We start from the raw sequence: 15,595 nt of genomic DNA, 5'->3' as shown, positions 1-15,595 counted from the left end.
GGGCAGTACGGGACAATGGGGCTCATGCCTTCCGTACTGCCCGATGGTGAGCCCGTTCCCGACGACGGGGCGCTGCCTCCGCGTGCCCTCGAAGGAGCCGGGGAGCGGCCGCTCGGGTTCTATCTGCACGTGCCGTACTGCGCGACGCGCTGCGGCTACTGCGACTTCAACACGTACACGGCGAGTGAGCTGCGCGGTACGGGCGGAGTGCTCGCCTCCCGCGACAACTACGCCGAGCAGGTCGTCGAGGAGATCCGGCTCGCCCGGAAGGTCCTCGGGGACGACCCGCGGCCCGTGCGGACCGTCTTCGTCGGCGGCGGCACGCCGACGCTGCTCGCCGCCGGGGACCTCGTACGGATGCTGGGGGCGATCCGGGACGAGTTCGGGCTCGCGGACGACGCCGAGGTGACGACGGAGGCGAATCCGGACTCCGTGAACCCCGCCTATCTCGCCGAGCTGCGGGAGGGGGGCTTCAACCGGATCTCCTTCGGGATGCAGAGCGCCAAGCAGCACGTGCTGAAGATCCTCGACCGTACGCACACGCCGGGGCGTCCCGAGGCGTGCGTCGGGGAGGCGCGGGCCGCCGGGTTCGAGCACGTCAACCTCGACCTCATCTACGGCACGCCCGGGGAGTCCGACGACGACTGGCGGGCCTCGCTGGACGCGGCGATCGGGGCCGGTCCCGACCATGTGAGCGCCTATGCGCTGATCGTCGAGGAGGGGACGCAGCTCGCCCGGCGCATCCGGCGCGGTGAGGTGCCCATGACCGATGACGACGTGCACGCCGACCGGTATCTGATCGCCGACGCGGCCTTCGAGGCGGCGGGCTTCTCCTGGTACGAGGTGTCCAACTGGGCCACCTCCGAGGCCGGGCGCTGCCTCCACAACGAGCTGTACTGGCGCGGCGCGGACTGGTGGGGCGCGGGGCCCGGCGCCCACTCGCACGTGGGCGGCGTCCGCTGGTGGAACGTGAAGCATCCCGGCGCGTACGCCGCCGCGCTCGCGGCCGGGCGGTCGCCGGGGGCCGGCCGGGAGATCCTCGCGGAGGAGGACCGGCGGGTGGAGCGGATCCTCCTGGAGCTGCGGCTGCGGGAGGGCGTCGAGCTGTCGATCCTCAAGCCGGCGGGGCTCGCGGCGTCGCGGAAGGCGCTGGGGGAGGGGCTGCTCGACCCCTCGTCGTACGAGGCGGGGCGGGCGGTGCTGACGCTGCGGGGGCGGTTGCTGGCGGACGCGGTGGTGCGGGACCTGGTGGACTAGGACCAGGACCAGGACCAAGGCCTGTCCGGCGGATGAGGGCCCGGACGGGCCCCAGGGGGCGAAGGGCGCTTCGCGGAGGTGGGCCCGGCGTGCCCCCGGGGCGGGGGGGCACGCCTGGGGGCGTCAGTGGCTCGGCAGGTACCGGTAGCAGTAGTTCGCCGTCTCCGGGTTGTACTGCCGCAGGGTCTCCAGCATCTTGTCGCCGGTGTTGGGCCCGACGATGCCGTCCGCCTGGGAGTCACCCAGCTTCCAGCGCTGGAAGGCGACCACGCCCCACTGCGTCCGCTCGCCCCAGATGCCGTCCTCGGCCAGGGTGACGGGGTAGGCGTTGGCCCAGTTCACCGCGATCTGGGCGCACTTCACGCCTTCGCCCTGGCTGCCGTACGAGAGGTAGGGGGCGCCCGGGCGGGCACTGGCGGTGCCCGCCAGGCCCGTCACGGCGACAGCGGTGGCGGACACGAGCAGTGCGGCCCTCGTGAATGCGGGGTGGGAGAACACGGATTCCTCCGGATGACGTGACGGTGGCGGCGCGGCGGAAGGACGGCGCCGGTGAGGACTCCGCCACGCTCGCACGGCCCGTCCGCCGTGGCGCGGATCCGGAGTCCCGAGACGCCGGGACACCCCTGTCCCGGGACGACGGTCCTCGTGCGGGTCGTGGGCCGGAGGTCCGGGGAGGCACTCCCCGGAGCCGCGCACCACCGGCCCGCGCTACGGCGCCGTCACGAAGTCGATCAGTTCCTCGACGCGGCCCAGGAGCTCCGGTTCCAGGTCCTTGTAGGACGTCACGCGCTTGAGGATCGCCTGCCAGACCGCGCCCGTGTTGTCCGAGGGCCAGCCGAGGGCGCGGCAGACGCCCGTCTTCCAGTCCTGGCCCCTGGGGACCGCCGGCCAGGCCGGGATGCCCAGGGAGGACGGTTTCACGGCCTCCCAGACGTCGATGTACGGGTGGCCGACGACCAGGACGTCCGGGGACGTCACCCGGGCGGCGATCCGCGACTCCTTCGAGCCCGGCACCAGGTGGTCCACCAGGACGCCGAGCCGGGCGTCCGGCCCCGGTCCGAACTCCGCGACGATCGCGGGGAGGTCGTCGACGCCCTCCAGGTACTCCACGACCACGCCCTCGATCCGCAGGTCGTCGCCCCAGACCCGCTCGACGAGCTCCGCGTCGTGCCGGCCCTCGACGTAGATCCGGCCCGCCCGCGCCACGCGCGCGCGTGCGCCCGGCACGGCGACCGAGCCGGAGGCCGTACGGGTGGGGCGGGACGGGCCCGACACCGGGCGGACCAGGGTCACGACCCTGCCCTCCAGGAGGAAGCCGCGCGGCTCCAGCGGGAAGACCCGGTGCTTTCCGAAGCGGTCCTCCAGGGTCACCGTGCCCGCCTCGCAGCGGATCACCGCCCCGCAGAAGCCCGTGGTGACCTCCTCCACGACCAGATCGGGGTCCGCCGGGACCTCCGGGACGGGCGCCGACTTCTTCCAAGGCGGTGTCAGATCCGGGTTGTAGCTGCGCATTCGGGCGACGCTACGACACCTCGAAGCGGCGTGCCAGTTCATCGCGCTGTGCCCGCACGAACGTGGCGTCCACCACCGCGCCGTGCCCCGGTACGTACGCCGCCTCCTCGCCGCCCAGCGCGAGCAGCCGGTCCAGGGCGTCCGGCCAGCGGGACGGGATCGCGTCCGGGCCCGCCTGCGGCTCGCCCGACTCCTCCACCAGGTCGCCGCAGAAGACGACCTCCCGCGTGCCCGGGACGCAGAGCGCCAGGTCGTGGCCCGTGTGGCCCGGGCCCACGTTCGCCAGGAGGACCTGGCGGTCGCCCAGGTCGAGCGTCCATTCGCCCGAGACCAGGTGCCGCGGCGCCACCAGGACGTCCGTCGCCTCCGTCGCCACCCGCGGATCGACCCCTTGCCGTACCGCGTCCCCGTACAGCTCCTCCCGGGCCCGCGCCCCGCTCAGGAGGTCGTCCGAGCCCACCGCGCCGAAGACCTCCGCGCCCGCGAAGACCGCAGTGCCGAGGATGTGGTCGAAGTGGGGGTGGCTGAGTGCGATGTGTGTCACCTTCCGGCCGCCCGTGAGTTCCGCCACCTGGGTCCGCAGCTCCGCGCCCTCCGCCAGCGAGGACCCCGTGTCGTACAGCAGCACCCCCTGCGAGCCCAGGACCAGCCCCACCGTGGCGTCCCAGCCGGGCAGCCGTCGCCGGCCCACCCCGTCCGCGAGCCGCTCCCATCCGTACGCTTCCCAATCCACGTCCATGGGGCGACGCTAACCGGTGCGGGCGCCGCCTCCTTGCCAGGAGCGATGCCCGCCGCCGTACACTGGCCGGGGGATCGCTGGCACTCGGACAGGGCGAGTGCCAAAAGCGGAGCAACCGGAACGACGACGACAGCTGGAGGTGCGCCACGATGCTCAGCGAACGCAGACTCGAGGTCCTGCGCGCCATCGTCCAGGACTACGTCGGGACGGAGGAGCCCGTGGGCTCCAAGGCGCTCACCGAGCGCCACAAGCTCGGCGTGTCGCCCGCCACCGTGCGCAACGACATGGCCGTGCTGGAGGAGGAGGGCTACATCGCCCAGCCTCACACCAGCGCCGGGCGCATTCCCACCGACAAGGGCTACCGGCTCTTCGTCGACCGGCTCGCCGGCGTCAAGCCGCTGTCGACGCCCGAGCGGCGGGCCATCCACAACTTCCTCGACGGCGCGGTCGACCTCGACGACGTCGTGGGCCGTACGGTACGACTGCTCGCCCAGCTGACCCGCCAGGTCGCCGTCGTCCAGTACCCCTCGCTGACCCGCTCGACCGTCCGGCACGTGGAGCTGCTCTCGCTGGCCCCCGCCCGCCTGATGCTCGTCCTCATCACCGACACCGGCCGGGTGGAGCAGCGCGTCGTCGACTGCCCCGCACCCTTCGGCGAGACCTCCCTCGCCGATCTCCGGGCCCGGCTCAACAGCCGGGTCGTCGGCCGCCGGTTCGCCGACGTGCCGCAGCTGGTGCAGGACCTCCCCGAGTCCTTCGAGGAGGCCGAGGACCGCGCCACGGTCTCGACCGTGCTCGCGACCCTCCTCGAAACGCTCGTCGAGGAGCACGAGGAGCGGCTGATGATCGGCGGCACCGCCAATCTCACCCGCTTCGGACACGACTTCCCCCTGATGATCAGGCCCGTCCTGGAAGCTCTGGAGGAGCAGGTCGTGCTCCTCAAGCTGCTCGGCGAGGCCAAGGAATCGGGCATGACCGTACGCATCGGGCACGAGAACGCCCACGAGGGGCTGAGCTCCACGTCCGTCGTCTCGGTCGGCTACGGTTCGGGCGGCGAGGCAGTCGCCAAACTCGGCGTGGTCGGACCGACCCGCATGGACTACCCCGGAACGATGGGAGCGGTACGCGCAGTGGCACGTTACGTCGGACAGATCCTGGCGGAGTCGTAAGTGGCCACGGACTACTACGCCGTACTCGGCGTGCGCCGCGACGCGTCCCAGGACGAGATCAAGAAGGCGTTCCGGAGGCTCGCGCGCGAGCTGCACCCGGACGTCAATCCCGATCCGAAGACGCAGGAACGCTTCAAGGAGATCAACGCCGCCTACGAGGTCCTCTCGGACCCGCAGAAGAAGCAGGTCTACGACCTCGGCGGCGACCCGCTCTCGGCCTCCGGCGGAGGCGGTGCGGGCGGCTTCGGTGCCGGCGGCTTCGGCAACTTCTCCGACATCATGGACGCCTTCTTCGGCACGGCCTCGCAGCGCGGCCCGCGCTCGCGCACCCGCCGCGGCCAGGACGCCATGATCCGTCTGGAGATCGACCTCAACGAGGCGGCCTTCGGCACGACGAAGGACATCCAGGTCGACACGGCGGTCGTCTGCACCACCTGTTCGGGTGAGGGCGCCGCGCCCGGCACCTCCGCGCAGACCTGTGACATGTGCCGCGGTCGCGGCGAGGTCTCCCAGGTCACCCGGTCGTTCCTCGGCCAGGTCATGACCTCCCGCCCCTGCCCGCAGTGCCAGGGCTTCGGCACCGTCGTCCCGACCCCGTGCCCCGAGTGCGCCGGTGACGGCCGCGTGCGGTCGCGCCGTACGCTCACGGTCAAGATCCCGGCCGGTGTCGACAACGGCACCCGCATCCAGCTCGCGGGCGAGGGCGAGGTCGGCCCCGGCGGCGGCCCCGCCGGCGACCTGTACGTCGAGATCCACGAGACCCCGCACGAGGTCTTCCAGCGGCGCGGCGACGACCTGCACTGCACGGTCACCATCCCGATGACGGCGGGCGCGCTCGGCACGAAGGTGCCGCTGCAGACCCTCGACGGCGTCGAGGAGATCGACATCCGCCCGGGCACCCAGTCCGGCCAGTCGATCCCGCTGCACGGGCGCGGCGTCACGCACCTGCGGGGCAACGGCCGGGGCGACCTGATCGTGCACGTCGAGGTGACGACCCCGAGCAAGCTCGACGCCGAGCAGGAGCGCCTGCTGCGCGAACTGGCCAAGCTGCGCGGCGAGGAGCGGCCCACGGGGCAGTTCCAGCCGGGGCAGCAGGGCTTGTTCTCGCGGCTCAAGGACGCGTTCAACGGGCGGTAGGCGCTCGGCTGGGGGTCCGGGGGTCGTCCCCCCGGGTCAGCACAGTCAGCCGGGGCAGCAGGGCTTGTTCTCGCGGCTCAAGGACGCGTTCAACGGGCGCTGAGTCCGGACGAGGGGCGGCACTCCGGTGCCGCCCCCTTTGTCGTGTCTCGCCCCGCGCATGACACGATGCCCATATGTCCACCACCGCACTGAACGATCTCTCTCGGTTTCCGATCGTGCAGGCCCCCATGGCGGGTGGCGCCTCCTGTCCCGAGCTCGTCGGAGCCGTCTGCGAGGCCGGGGCGCTCGGGTTCCTCGCCGCCGGGTACAAGACGGCCGGCGGCCTGTACCAGGAGATCAAACAGGTCCGCGGGCTGACCGCACGCCCCTTCGGTGTCAACCTCTTCATGCCGCAGGACGGCCGGCCCGCCGACCCCGCCGCCGTCGAGGTCTACCGCCACCAGCTGGCCGGCGAGGCCACCTGGTACGACACCCCGCTCGGCGAGACCGACGACTCCCGCGACGACGCGTACGACGCCAAGCTGGCCATCCTCCTGGAGGACCCGGTCCCCGTCGTCTCCTTCACCTTCGGCTGTCCCGCCCGCGAGACGTTCCACGCCTTCGATCGCGTCGGTACGTACACGATCGTCACCGTCACCTCCGCCGACGAGGCCCTCGCCGCGCAGCGCGCCGGCGCGGACGCCGTCTGCGTCCAGGGCGTCGAGGCCGGCGGACACCAGGGCACGTACCGCGACGACCCGGCCGACGAAGACGCCTCCGGCACCGGGCTCCTCACCCTCGTCACCCAGGTCCGCGAGGCCGTCGCGCTGCCGATCGTCGCCGCCGGGGGCATCATGCGCGGCGCGCAGATCGCCGCCGCCCTCGCCGCCGGCGCGGACGCGGCCCAGCTCGGCACCGCCTTCCTCCGCTGCCCCGAGTCGGGCGCCCACCCCCTGCACAAGCAGGCCCTGACGGACCCGCTGTTCACCCGGACCGCCCTCACCCGGGCCTTCTCCGGGCGCCCGGCGCGCGGCCTCGTCAACCGCTTCCTGCGCGAGCACGGGCCGTACGCCCCTGCCGCCTACCCCGAGATCCACCACCTCACCGCCCCGCTCCGCAAGGCCGCGGCCACCGCGGGCGACGCCCAGGGCATGGCCCTGTGGGCCGGCCAGGGCCACCGCCTCGCCCGCGAACTCCCCGCCGGGCAGCTGGTCGAGGTGCTGGCCGCCGAACTCGACACCGCCCTCTCCGACCTTTCCGGGCTCGCCCCCAGGAGCGCCTCATGACCGCACCCGTCTTCGTCGTCGACACCGTCCCCGGTGCCGGGAGTTTCCTCCTGGACGGGCCCGAGGGACGGCACGCCGTCTCCGTGAAGCGGCTGCGGGCCGGGGAGGAGCTCGTGCTCGCCGACGGGCGGGGTCGCTGGGCCGCGTGCGTGGTGGTCTCCGCCGAGGGCCGCGACGAGCTCACCGTGCGGGTCGACGAGGTCCACGAGGACCCCGAGGAGGAGCCGCGCATCACGGTCGTCCAGGCCCTGCCCAAGGGCGACCGGGGCGAACTCGCCGTCGAGACCATGACGGAGACCGGCGTGGACGCGATCGTGCCCTGGGCCGCCTCCCGCTGCATCACCCAGTGGAAGGGCGACCGGGGCCTCAAGGCGCTCGCCAAGTGGCGTTCCACCGCGCGCGAGGCCGGCAAGCAGTCGCGCCGTACCCGCTTCCCCGAGGTCGCCGACCTCATGACGACCAAGCAGGCCGCCGCACTCCTCGCGGACGCGGACTTCGCGGCCGTCCTGCACGAGGACCGCGACCACCCCAGCGGCGCCCTCGCCACCGCCGAACTCCCGGCCAAGGGCTCGATCGTGCTCGTCGTCGGCCCCGAGGGCGGGGTCTCCCCGGACGAGCTCGCCGCCTTCGAGGCCGCCGGGGCGAAGCCGTACCGCCTCGGCCGCAGCGTCCTGCGCACGTCGACGGCCGGTACGGCGGCCACGGCCCTGGTCCTGGGGCGCACGGGCCGCTGGAGCTAAGGCCTGTCCTTCGGATCAGGCGCCAGCTTCCGCTCCGCTTCCGTCACGGTGTCGTAGAGGGGCCAGGCGTCCTCCTCGTGGACACCGTGCGCGGCGGGGAGGAGGCCGCGGGCCGCGGCCTCCGCCAGGAAACGGCGTACGACACCCGGCTTGTTCAGGTTCAGGACGTCGCCGTCGGCCGAGGCCACGTCGCCCAGGCCGAAGGGGTATCCGGCCACGATGCGGCCCGGGCCCTCCCGGAAGACGAGGCGGAGCTGCGCGTGGGGGTGCTCCGCGCGGCGCAGGGAGAGCACCGTCCGGCAGTCGGGGTGCCGGTGCCGGACGTTCCACAGCCACACGGTGCCGTCCACGGTCAGCCTGCGCGGTGCGCCTTCCCGTCTCATCCGGCGGAGCCTACGCGGCCGCCGACCCGGTGGACACCGGCCCCCGGACGCTCCTTAGGCTGACCCGCATGGCCGACGAGTCCCCTCTCATCCGCAGTCTGCGCGCCGCCGTGGCCGCCGCCCCCGGTGACGTGCCCCTGCGCCTCCACTTCGCCGAGCTCCTCCTCGCGGAAGGGCGCCACGACGAGGCCGTCGCCGAGGCCGCCGTCGCCCTCCAGCACGCGCCGGGCGACACGGAGGCGCGTGCGCTGATGGTGCGGGCCATGGGGATGCCCGCGACGGCGCCCGCGGCCGCTCCCGAAGAGACCGTGGAGCCGGTGCGGCCCGCGCCCGCCGCGCCCGCCCCCTCCTTCGACTGGGACGCCGCCGAGCAGCAGGTGCAGGACCTCGTCGGGCCCCGGTTCCTCGACGACCCGCAGGCCGACGGCGGCGACGGGATCGCCGGGGACGCCGCCGCCTGGGACGTCGACGCCCCCGGGGCCGTACGCCTCGCCGACGTCGGCGGCATGGAGGAGGTCAAGGAGCGCCTGGAGGCCGCCTTCCTCGCGCCCATGCGCAACCCCGAACTGCGCAGGCTGTACGGGAAGTCGCTCCGCGGCGGCCTCCTCCTGTACGGCCCGCCCGGCTGCGGCAAGACCTTCATCGCGCGGGCCGTCGCGGGCGAGCTCGGCGCCAACTTCCTCACCGTCTCGCTCTCCGACGTCCTCGACATGTGGATCGGGGCCTCCGAGAAGAACATCCACGACATCTTCGAGACCGCCCGCCGACAGGCGCCCTGCGTCGTCTTCCTCGACGAGCTGGACGCCCTCGGCGCCAAGCGCTCCCGCACCCACCACAGCGGCCTGCGCAACGTCGTCAACCAGCTCCTCACCGAGCTCGACGGCATCGCGAGCGGCGCCGGCAACGAGGGCGTCTTCGTCCTCGCCGCCACCAACGTGCCCTGGGACGTGGACATCGCGCTGCGCCGCCCCGGTCGCCTCGACCGCACCCTGCTCGTGCTGCCGCCGGACGCCGCCGCCCGCGAGTCGATCCTCCGCTACCACCTGCGGGAGCGCCCCATCGAGGCCGTCGACCTCGGCAAGCTCGTGAAGGCCACCGAGGACTTCTCCGGCGCGGACCTCGCCCATGTCTGCGAGACGGCCGCCGAGGCCGCCCTCCTCGAATCGGCCCGCAGCGGCTCCGTACGCCTGATCACCACCAAGGACCTGCTCGGCGCGGCCAAGCAGATCAAGCCGTCGACGGAGCCGTGGTTCGCCGCCGCCCGGAACGTCGCCATGTTCGCCAACGAGGGCGGCCTGTACGACGACCTCCTCGCCCACCTCAAGCGGAAGCGCAAGCTGTGACCGCGTCCACCGCGCTCGCCCGCGCCGAGGCGCTCTACGAGACCGGGCGGTACGCGCAGGCCGGCGAGCTCGTCGCCCGGCACCTGGCGACCGAACCGGAGGACGCCGAGGCGCTCGTCCTGCTCGCCCGCTGCCACCACCGGGCCGGCGACCGGGCCGCCGCCCTGACCGCCGTCGACCAGGCGCTGCGCGCCGAGCCCGAGCTGCTCGGGGGCTGGCTGATGCGCGTCCACATCCTCCTCGCCGGCCGGCGGTTCCAGGAGGCGGAGGCCACCGCCCGGCACGCCGTCGAACTCGCCCCGAACCACTGGGGCACCCACTACGCGCTCGGCACCGCCCTCGCCGAGCACGCCGAGCACGCCCGCACGCCCGCGCGTACCGTCGAGGCGTACGAGGCGGCGCGGACCGCCGTCGGCCTCGCGCCCGAGGAGGACGCCGCCCACTTCCTGGTCGGCCTCACCGCCCAGCGGCGCGGCGACCACGCCACGGCTCAGCGCGCGTACGAGACGACCCTGCGCCTCAACCCGCAGAGCAGCGAGGCCCACAACAACCTGTCGCTGCTGCGGCTGCGCCGGCGCTGGTTCCGGCGCGGTGCCTGGACCCAGGCCGCCGAGGGCTTCGTCGCCTCCGCCGCGCTCGACCTCCAGGACCGCAAGGCCCGCTACAACCTGGAGGCCATGGCCTGGAACACCGTCGCGGGCGCCCGCTGGGTCGCCCTCGTGAGCTTCCTGGCCGCAGCCGTCGCCCTCGCCGCGATCCCCACCCCCGCGACCTGGGCCGACGCGGCCGTCCCGTTCCTGGTCGGCGGCGCCGTGATCCTCGGCGCCTGGACCGGATGGGCCGTGTGGATGGCGCGCCGGGTGCCGCCTCGGCTGCGCCGGCCGATGCTCCTCGTGGCGCGCAACTGCCGGCCCGTGCTGTTCATGGCCGGAGCCGTCGGGCTCCTCGGGCTCTACTCGCTCGCCTCGCTCGCCCTGTGGGCCTTCGACTCGGGAGCGGTGAGCGCACTCGGCACGGCCCTGTTCTGGGGCGTGATCATCACGTACTGGGTGAGCCGCTCGGCGCTCAACCGCCGTGTCCCGAAGGACTGAGGGTTTTCCACAGGCTCCCGCCGGCTTCCACCGGCGGTCGGGGGCGGCGGATAGCATGACCGGGTAGTTGATCGTCACGGCACGGCCAGTACACGGCCGGTGATCGGCATCAGACGGAGGAGGTCCGGGACATGGCCGGAGAGCCGCAGAGCGACTGCCTGTTCTGCAAGATCGCGGAAGGGGAGGTGCCGGCGACGATCGTGCGCGAGACGGAGACCACCGTCGCGTTCCGCGACATCAACCCGCAGGCGCCCACGCACATCCTCGTGATCCCGCGCGTCCACTACCCCGACGCCCCGTCGCTCGCCGCCGCCGCGCCGACCGTCGCCGCCGACATACTGCGCGAGGCGGGCGAGATCGCCGAGCGGGAGAAGATCGACGGCAGCGGTTTCCGGATCGTGTTCAACACCGGCGCCGGCGCCGGCCAGACCGTCTTCCACGCGCACGCGCACGTGCTGGGCGGCCGCGGTCTCAACTGGCCCCCCGGATAACCCGTGTCCGTACGCGAACTGGTCGTCCTCGGGACCGCGAGCCAGGTCCCGACCCGGCACCGCAACCACAACGGCTATGTGCTCCGCTGGGACGGAAGAGGGATCCTCTTCGACCCCGGCGAGGGCACCCAGCGGCAGATGCTGCGGGCCGGGGTCGCCGCGCACGACCTCGACCGGATCTGCGTCACCCACTTCCACGGCGACCACTCGCTCGGCCTGGCCGGGGTGATCCAGCGGATCAACCTCGACCAGGTCCCGCATCCGGTCACCGCCCACTACCCGGCGAGCGGGCAGCACTTCTTCGAGCGGCTGCGGTACGCGACGGCCTACCGCGAGACCGTGCGGCTGACCGAGGCCCCGGTCGCCGCCGACGGGCCGCTCGCCGTCACCGAGGAGTTCACCCTCGACGCCCGCCGGCTCTCCCACCCCGTCGAGTCCTACGGCTACCGGATCACCGAGCCCGACGGGCGCCGCATCCTGCCCGGGAAGCTCGCCGCGCACGGCATCAAGGGCCCCGACGTCGGCCGGATCCAGCGCGACGGCAGCCTGAACGGCGTCACCCTCGACGACGTCAGCGAGGTCCGGCGCGGGCAGCGCTTCGCCTTCGTCATGGACACCCGGCTCTGCGACGGGGTGCACGCCCTCGCCGAAGGCGCCGACATGCTCGTCATCGAGTCGACCTTCCTCGACGAGGACGTCCGGCTCGCCACCGACCACGGCCATCTGACGGCCGGACAGGCCGCCGCCGTCGCCCGGGACGCGGGCGTGCGGCACCTCGTCCTCACCCACTTCTCGCAGCGCTACTCCGACCCCTCGGCCTTCGAACATCAGGCGCGGGCGGCCGGGTTCGACGGCGAGCTGAGCATCGCCCAGGACCTCATGAGGGTCCCCGTACCGAAACGAACGTGACCATGCCCGTACCCAAGGCCGAACTGCACCTCCACATCGAAGGCACCCTCGAACCCGAGCTGGCCTTCGCGCTCGCGGAGCGCAACGGCGTCACCCTGCCGTACGCCGACACCGCCGCCCTCCGCGAGGCCTACCGCTTCGGCGACCTCCAGTCCTTCCTGGACCTGTACTACGCGCTGATGGCGGTCCTGCGGACCGCCGAGGACTTCACCGAGCTCGCCGACGCCTACCTGGAGCGGGCCGCCGCCCAGGGCGTCCGGCACGCCGAGATCTTCTTCGACCCGCAGGCGCACATCGCCCGCGGCGTCCCGATCGGCACCGTCATCGAGGGCCTCGGCGCCTCCCTCGACCGCTCCGAGGAGCGGTACGGGATCTCCACCCGGCTCATCCTCTGCTTCCTGCGCGACGAGTCGGCCGAGTCGGCGCTCGCGACCCTGGACGCGGCGAAGCCGTATCTCCACCGGATCACCGGCGTCGGCCTCGACTCGGCGGAGGTCGGCCACCCGCCCGCCAAGTTCCGCGAGGTGTACGAGGAGGCCGCCCGGCTCGGCCTGCGGCGCGTCGCCCACGCGGGCGAGGAGGGCCCCGCCGCCTATGTCCGCGAAGCCCTGGACGTCCTCGGCGTGGAGCGGATCGACCACGGTCTGCGCTGCATGGAGGACCCGGAGCTCGTCGACCGGCTGGCCCGCGAGCGGGTGCCGCTCACGCTCTGCCCCCTGTCGAACGTCCGGCTCCGCGTCATCGACACCCTCGCCGACCATCCGCTGCGCACGATGATGACGGCGGGTCTCCTCGTGACCGTGAACTCCGACGATCCCGCGTACTTCGGGGGTTATGTCGGGGACAACTTCGACGGGGTGCGCGAGGCGCTGGACCTCACGGAGGACCAGCTCCGCGAGCTGGCGCGGAACTCGTTCGAGGCGTCGTTCCTGGAGGACGACGAGGAGCGGCGGGCGCGGTACCTGGCCGAGGTGGAGGCCTACGAGTTCGGGGGCCGGTGACGGGAGACGCCGTTGGCGGATGACGGGAGAAACCGGGCCGGTGACGGGAGACGCCGGGGCCCGGTGATCCGGAGGCGCCGGGCGTACGTGTTTTCGGATTGCGGGTTTCCGGGTCCGGCCGTGGGGTGATACTCGGGCGACGACCGTTGTTTCGGGGGGAGCAGCACGTGTCAGACACGCCCGGTCCCGCAGGGGACACCACGGCCCCGCCGTCGAGTCCCGGAGCCTCGGGAGCCGCCCCGGCCGACCGGCCGGCCCCGCATCCGCCCCGATGGGCCTGGTGGGTGGCCGGGGTGGTGGTGCCCCTGGTCGGCGCTCTGGCGACGGTCCTGACCCAGACCCAGCGCACGGGCAACGCGTCGGCGCCGCCGCCCGCGCAGGTCGCGCCCACGGAGGCCTCGTCCACCGCGGGCGGGACGCCGGGCACCGGGCCGACGGTCGCGACGCCGTCCCCGACGGCGCCGGGGACGACGGCGCCGGGATCGGCCGCGCCCAGCTCCGCGCCGGGACCGACCGGCGCCCCCACCCGGGCGCCCGGGACGACGCCGCCCGCCCGGCCGTCCCCGACCCGGGTGCCGCCCGCGCTGCGGGACGGCGGCACCGTGGCGCCCCCGGTGGGTCCGGCGGTACGGATCGTGAACGGCAACAGCGGCCTGTGCCTCGCGGTCCCCGGCGCCGCGACCTCGGTCGTCGACCTGAACCAGTTCGGCTGCGGCCCGTACGCCGACCACTTCTGGCACCTCCGGCCCGCCGGCGCGGACGGCTCGGGACGGGCCCGCTACCGCATCGTCAACAACAACAGCGGGTACTGCGCGGCCGTCCCGGGGGCCAGCAAGGCCACCGCCGTCAACGTCAACCAGTACCCCTGCGGCGACTACCCCGACCACCTGTGGCGGGTCGAGTACCAGAAGCGGGACACGGCCGGGCGCCCGCTCTACCGGATCGTCAACGCCAACAGCGGGCTCTGCCTCGCCGTCCCCGGGGCGAGCACCCGGGAGACCGCGCCGGTCAACCAGTACCCCTGCGGCCCGTACGCCGACCACTTCTGGCGCTTCGGCCAGGGGTGACCCGCAGGGCCTAGCCCCGGTCCGAAGGGCGGGCCAGCCGGAACGCCGACTTCGCCGCCCGGCGGCGGCCCGCGGCGACCGGGATCGGGGTGACCTCCTGCTCCGGCGCTCCCATCTGGGGGACCAGGACCGTCCCCGAGCCCCGGCCCGCGAGGACCGCGGCGGGGGCGCCGCCGCGGCGCCGGATCGAGCCCGGGACCAGAGGGCGGCCGGAGGCGTGGCGGGCGACGGCCGTCATCGGGGCGGCGACGAGCAGCAGCAGGGCGCAGAGGACCAGGCCCATGCCCGGGTAGCCGGCGCGGTCGGAGAGCAGGGAGCCGGTCACCGGGCCGCAGGCCACGCCGAGGGAGGAGGCGGAGCCGACCATGACGGCCCAGCGGCCGCGCGGGTCCAGGGAGGCCGCGAGGCCGAGCAGGTAGGACAGGACGACCGGGTAGAAGGCGTTCCAGAGGATCTCGCCGGTCGCGAAGCCCGCGAGGTTCTCCGCGGTCGAGCTCAGCAGGACGCAGCCCGCGATCGCCACCGTCCCCGCGCCGATCGGAACCGCGCGGCCCAGGCGCGAGCCGAGCGCGCCCGCCGCCGTGACGCCGGCGAGGCCCGCGCCGAGCGCCGCCGCGAACACCGCGCCGACGGTGACCTCGGAGAGGCCGGCCTGGGTGAGGCCGATGCGTCCGCTCACGCCCCAGAGGGCGTTCTGCGCGAGGGACCAGCACAGGATGCCGCCGGCGAGCACCGCGCCCGCCCGCCGGTGGGGGAGGGGTCCGAGGGTGCCCGCGCTCTCGCGGACCGTGTGCGCGGCGGTCGGCAGTCCGCCCGTGAACGGCCACACCAAAACCGCCCCGCACGCGATCGCGAGGAGCGGGGCGGCGTGGCCGCCGCCCAGGTGCGGAAGGGTCAGGTACAGGGCGCCCGCCGTCGCCGAGACGGAGAGCAGGCCGAGGGTGGAGGCGCGGTGCGGGTCGCGCTGCCCGGCGATCCCGGCCACGGCCACCGCCGTCGCCGTGCCCGAGCCGAGGCCGCCGAGGACGGCGCCCGCGACGACCAGCGGCACGACGCCGGTCGCGGCGGCGGAGCCGTATCCGACGGCCATCGCGAGCAGGCCCGCGCGGGCGGTCCGGCGCGGCCCGATCCGCTCCCCGCGCGCGGCGAGCGTGAAGCCGGCCGTGGAGGAGCCGAGGAGCAGGACGGAGCCGATCAGACCCGCCTGGGACGGGGTGAGGCCGAGACCGGCGGAGAGACGGCCGACGACGGTCGGCAGGAGGTACGGGGCGAGGTAGCCGGCCGTGAAGAGGGCGACGAGGGCGACGAGGGCCCCCGCGCCGCGAGTCCGCGAGGACATGGGCGTTCCCAGGAACGGAAGGGGAGGGGTGGAGCGCCCGGTGGTGTGCGCGGGGCACGGGGTCGCGGACCATGTGTATCAAGCGGGTGAGGGGCGGGAGAAGTCGGTTTCCGCCGGTTCGGCGTGTGATCCGAGTCACTATGTGTTTG

The 15,595-nt window shown here is 73.9% G+C and carries 16 protein-coding genes; 11 read left to right on the top strand and 5 right to left on the bottom strand.

What is annotated here, in order from left to right; translation table 11 throughout:
• The first annotated feature begins 15 nt into the window (after positions 1-15).
• Positions 16-1,257: a radical SAM family heme chaperone HemW gene (gene hemW / locus AB5J54_RS13655; RefSeq protein ID WP_369144193.1), complete on the top strand. Its 1,242-nt coding sequence runs from the start codon at positions 16-18 to the stop codon at positions 1,255-1,257.
• Between the two features lie 123 nt (positions 1,258-1,380).
• On the opposite strand, the gene AB5J54_RS13650 is transcribed toward hemW, so the two are convergent.
• From AB5J54_RS13650 to AB5J54_RS13640, 3 genes are all read right to left on the bottom strand, one after another.
• Positions 1,381-1,716, bottom strand: coding sequence for a peptidoglycan-binding protein (locus tag AB5J54_RS13650; protein WP_369144192.1), 336 nt, complete (start codon positions 1,714-1,716; stop codon positions 1,381-1,383).
• A 249-nt stretch (positions 1,717-1,965) separates the two neighbouring features.
• The gene (locus tag AB5J54_RS13645; RefSeq protein WP_369144191.1) at positions 1,966-2,769 is read right to left on the bottom strand and encodes a DUF3097 domain-containing protein; all 804 of its coding nucleotides are present in this window, start codon (positions 2,767-2,769) and stop codon (positions 1,966-1,968) included.
• A 10-nt stretch (positions 2,770-2,779) separates the two neighbouring features.
• Positions 2,780-3,508: an MBL fold metallo-hydrolase gene (locus tag AB5J54_RS13640; protein WP_369144190.1), complete on the bottom strand. Its 729-nt coding sequence runs from the start codon at positions 3,506-3,508 to the stop codon at positions 2,780-2,782.
• Between the two features lie 149 nt (positions 3,509-3,657).
• Here AB5J54_RS13640 and hrcA point away from each other — a divergent pair, with 149 nt between their 5' ends.
• From hrcA to AB5J54_RS13620, 4 genes are all read left to right on the top strand, one after another.
• Positions 3,658-4,677, top strand: coding sequence for a heat-inducible transcriptional repressor HrcA (gene hrcA / locus AB5J54_RS13635; protein ID WP_352017636.1), 1,020 nt, complete (start codon positions 3,658-3,660; stop codon positions 4,675-4,677).
• Complete coding sequence (gene dnaJ, locus AB5J54_RS13630) at positions 4,678-5,814, top strand: molecular chaperone DnaJ (protein ID WP_369144189.1); 1,137 nt, start codon at positions 4,678-4,680, stop codon at positions 5,812-5,814.
• 176 nt (positions 5,815-5,990) lie between these two features.
• Entirely contained in the window at positions 5,991-7,082 is a 1,092-nt protein-coding gene (locus tag AB5J54_RS13625) for a nitronate monooxygenase (RefSeq protein WP_369144188.1), read from the top strand.
• Positions 7,079-7,822, top strand: coding sequence for a 16S rRNA (uracil(1498)-N(3))-methyltransferase (locus AB5J54_RS13620; RefSeq protein ID WP_369144187.1), 744 nt, complete (start codon positions 7,079-7,081; stop codon positions 7,820-7,822). The genes AB5J54_RS13625 and AB5J54_RS13620 overlap by 4 nt, the downstream gene beginning before the upstream one ends.
• Here AB5J54_RS13620 and AB5J54_RS13615 read toward each other — a convergent pair.
• Entirely contained in the window at positions 7,819-8,205 is a 387-nt protein-coding gene (locus tag AB5J54_RS13615; RefSeq protein WP_369144186.1) for a hypothetical protein, read from the bottom strand. The genes AB5J54_RS13620 and AB5J54_RS13615 overlap by 4 nt on opposite strands.
• Before the next feature lie 68 nt (positions 8,206-8,273).
• Between AB5J54_RS13615 and AB5J54_RS13610 the strand changes: the two genes are divergently transcribed.
• From AB5J54_RS13610 to AB5J54_RS13585, 6 genes are all read left to right on the top strand, one after another.
• Entirely contained in the window at positions 8,274-9,548 is a 1,275-nt protein-coding gene (locus AB5J54_RS13610; protein ID WP_369144185.1) for a 26S protease regulatory subunit, read from the top strand.
• The gene (locus tag AB5J54_RS13605; RefSeq protein WP_369144184.1) at positions 9,545-10,639 is read left to right on the top strand and encodes a tetratricopeptide repeat protein; all 1,095 of its coding nucleotides are present in this window, start codon (positions 9,545-9,547) and stop codon (positions 10,637-10,639) included. Before AB5J54_RS13610 ends, AB5J54_RS13605 begins: the two co-directional genes overlap by 4 nt.
• 131 nt (positions 10,640-10,770) lie before the next feature.
• Positions 10,771-11,130: a histidine triad nucleotide-binding protein gene (locus tag AB5J54_RS13600; RefSeq protein ID WP_369144183.1), complete on the top strand. Its 360-nt coding sequence runs from the start codon at positions 10,771-10,773 to the stop codon at positions 11,128-11,130.
• A gap of 3 nt (positions 11,131-11,133) precedes the next feature.
• Complete coding sequence (locus AB5J54_RS13595; RefSeq protein ID WP_369144182.1) at positions 11,134-12,039, top strand: ribonuclease Z; 906 nt, start codon at positions 11,134-11,136, stop codon at positions 12,037-12,039.
• A 2-nt stretch (positions 12,040-12,041) separates the two neighbouring features.
• Complete coding sequence (locus AB5J54_RS13590) at positions 12,042-13,040, top strand: adenosine deaminase (protein ID WP_369149320.1); 999 nt, start codon at positions 12,042-12,044, stop codon at positions 13,038-13,040.
• A gap of 167 nt (positions 13,041-13,207) precedes the next feature.
• Positions 13,208-14,107, top strand: a complete 900-nt coding sequence (locus AB5J54_RS13585) for an RICIN domain-containing protein (protein ID WP_369144181.1) — start codon at positions 13,208-13,210, stop codon at positions 14,105-14,107.
• Between the two features lie 10 nt (positions 14,108-14,117).
• Here the strand turns inward: AB5J54_RS13585 and AB5J54_RS13580 are convergent, their stop codons facing one another.
• Positions 14,118-15,446: an MFS transporter gene (locus AB5J54_RS13580; RefSeq protein ID WP_369144180.1), complete on the bottom strand. Its 1,329-nt coding sequence runs from the start codon at positions 15,444-15,446 to the stop codon at positions 14,118-14,120.
• Positions 15,447-15,595: the final 149 nt, after the last annotated feature.

The sequence above is a fragment of the Streptomyces sp. R44 genome (assembly GCF_041053105.1).
In the GTDB taxonomy this organism is placed as follows: domain Bacteria; phylum Actinomycetota; class Actinomycetes; order Streptomycetales; family Streptomycetaceae; genus Streptomyces.
This window is presented reverse-complemented; position numbering and strand designations above follow the sequence as displayed.

Bases quoted from the DNA above. Each gene is read 5' to 3' on its own strand.
- hemW (WP_369144193.1), top strand. From the start codon at position 16: ATGGGGCTCATGCCTTCCGTACTGCCCGATGGTGAGCCCGTTCCCGAC.
- hrcA (WP_352017636.1), top strand. From the start codon at position 3,658: ATGCTCAGCGAACGCAGACTCGAGGTCCTGCGCGCCATCGTCCAGGAC.
- AB5J54_RS13580 (WP_369144180.1), bottom strand. From the start codon at position 15,446: ATGTCCTCGCGGACTCGCGGCGCGGGGGCCCTCGTCGCCCTCGTCGCC.
- AB5J54_RS13610 (WP_369144185.1), top strand. From the start codon at position 8,274: ATGGCCGACGAGTCCCCTCTCATCCGCAGTCTGCGCGCCGCCGTGGCC.
- AB5J54_RS13590 (WP_369149320.1), top strand. From the start codon at position 12,042: ATGCCCGTACCCAAGGCCGAACTGCACCTCCACATCGAAGGCACCCTC.
- AB5J54_RS13620 (WP_369144187.1), top strand. From the start codon at position 7,079: ATGACCGCACCCGTCTTCGTCGTCGACACCGTCCCCGGTGCCGGGAGT.
- AB5J54_RS13645 (WP_369144191.1), bottom strand. From the start codon at position 2,769: ATGCGCAGCTACAACCCGGATCTGACACCGCCTTGGAAGAAGTCGGCG.
- AB5J54_RS13640 (WP_369144190.1), bottom strand. From the start codon at position 3,508: ATGGACGTGGATTGGGAAGCGTACGGATGGGAGCGGCTCGCGGACGGG.
- AB5J54_RS13600 (WP_369144183.1), top strand. From the start codon at position 10,771: ATGGCCGGAGAGCCGCAGAGCGACTGCCTGTTCTGCAAGATCGCGGAA.
- AB5J54_RS13625 (WP_369144188.1), top strand. From the start codon at position 5,991: ATGTCCACCACCGCACTGAACGATCTCTCTCGGTTTCCGATCGTGCAG.
- AB5J54_RS13615 (WP_369144186.1), bottom strand. From the start codon at position 8,205: ATGAGACGGGAAGGCGCACCGCGCAGGCTGACCGTGGACGGCACCGTG.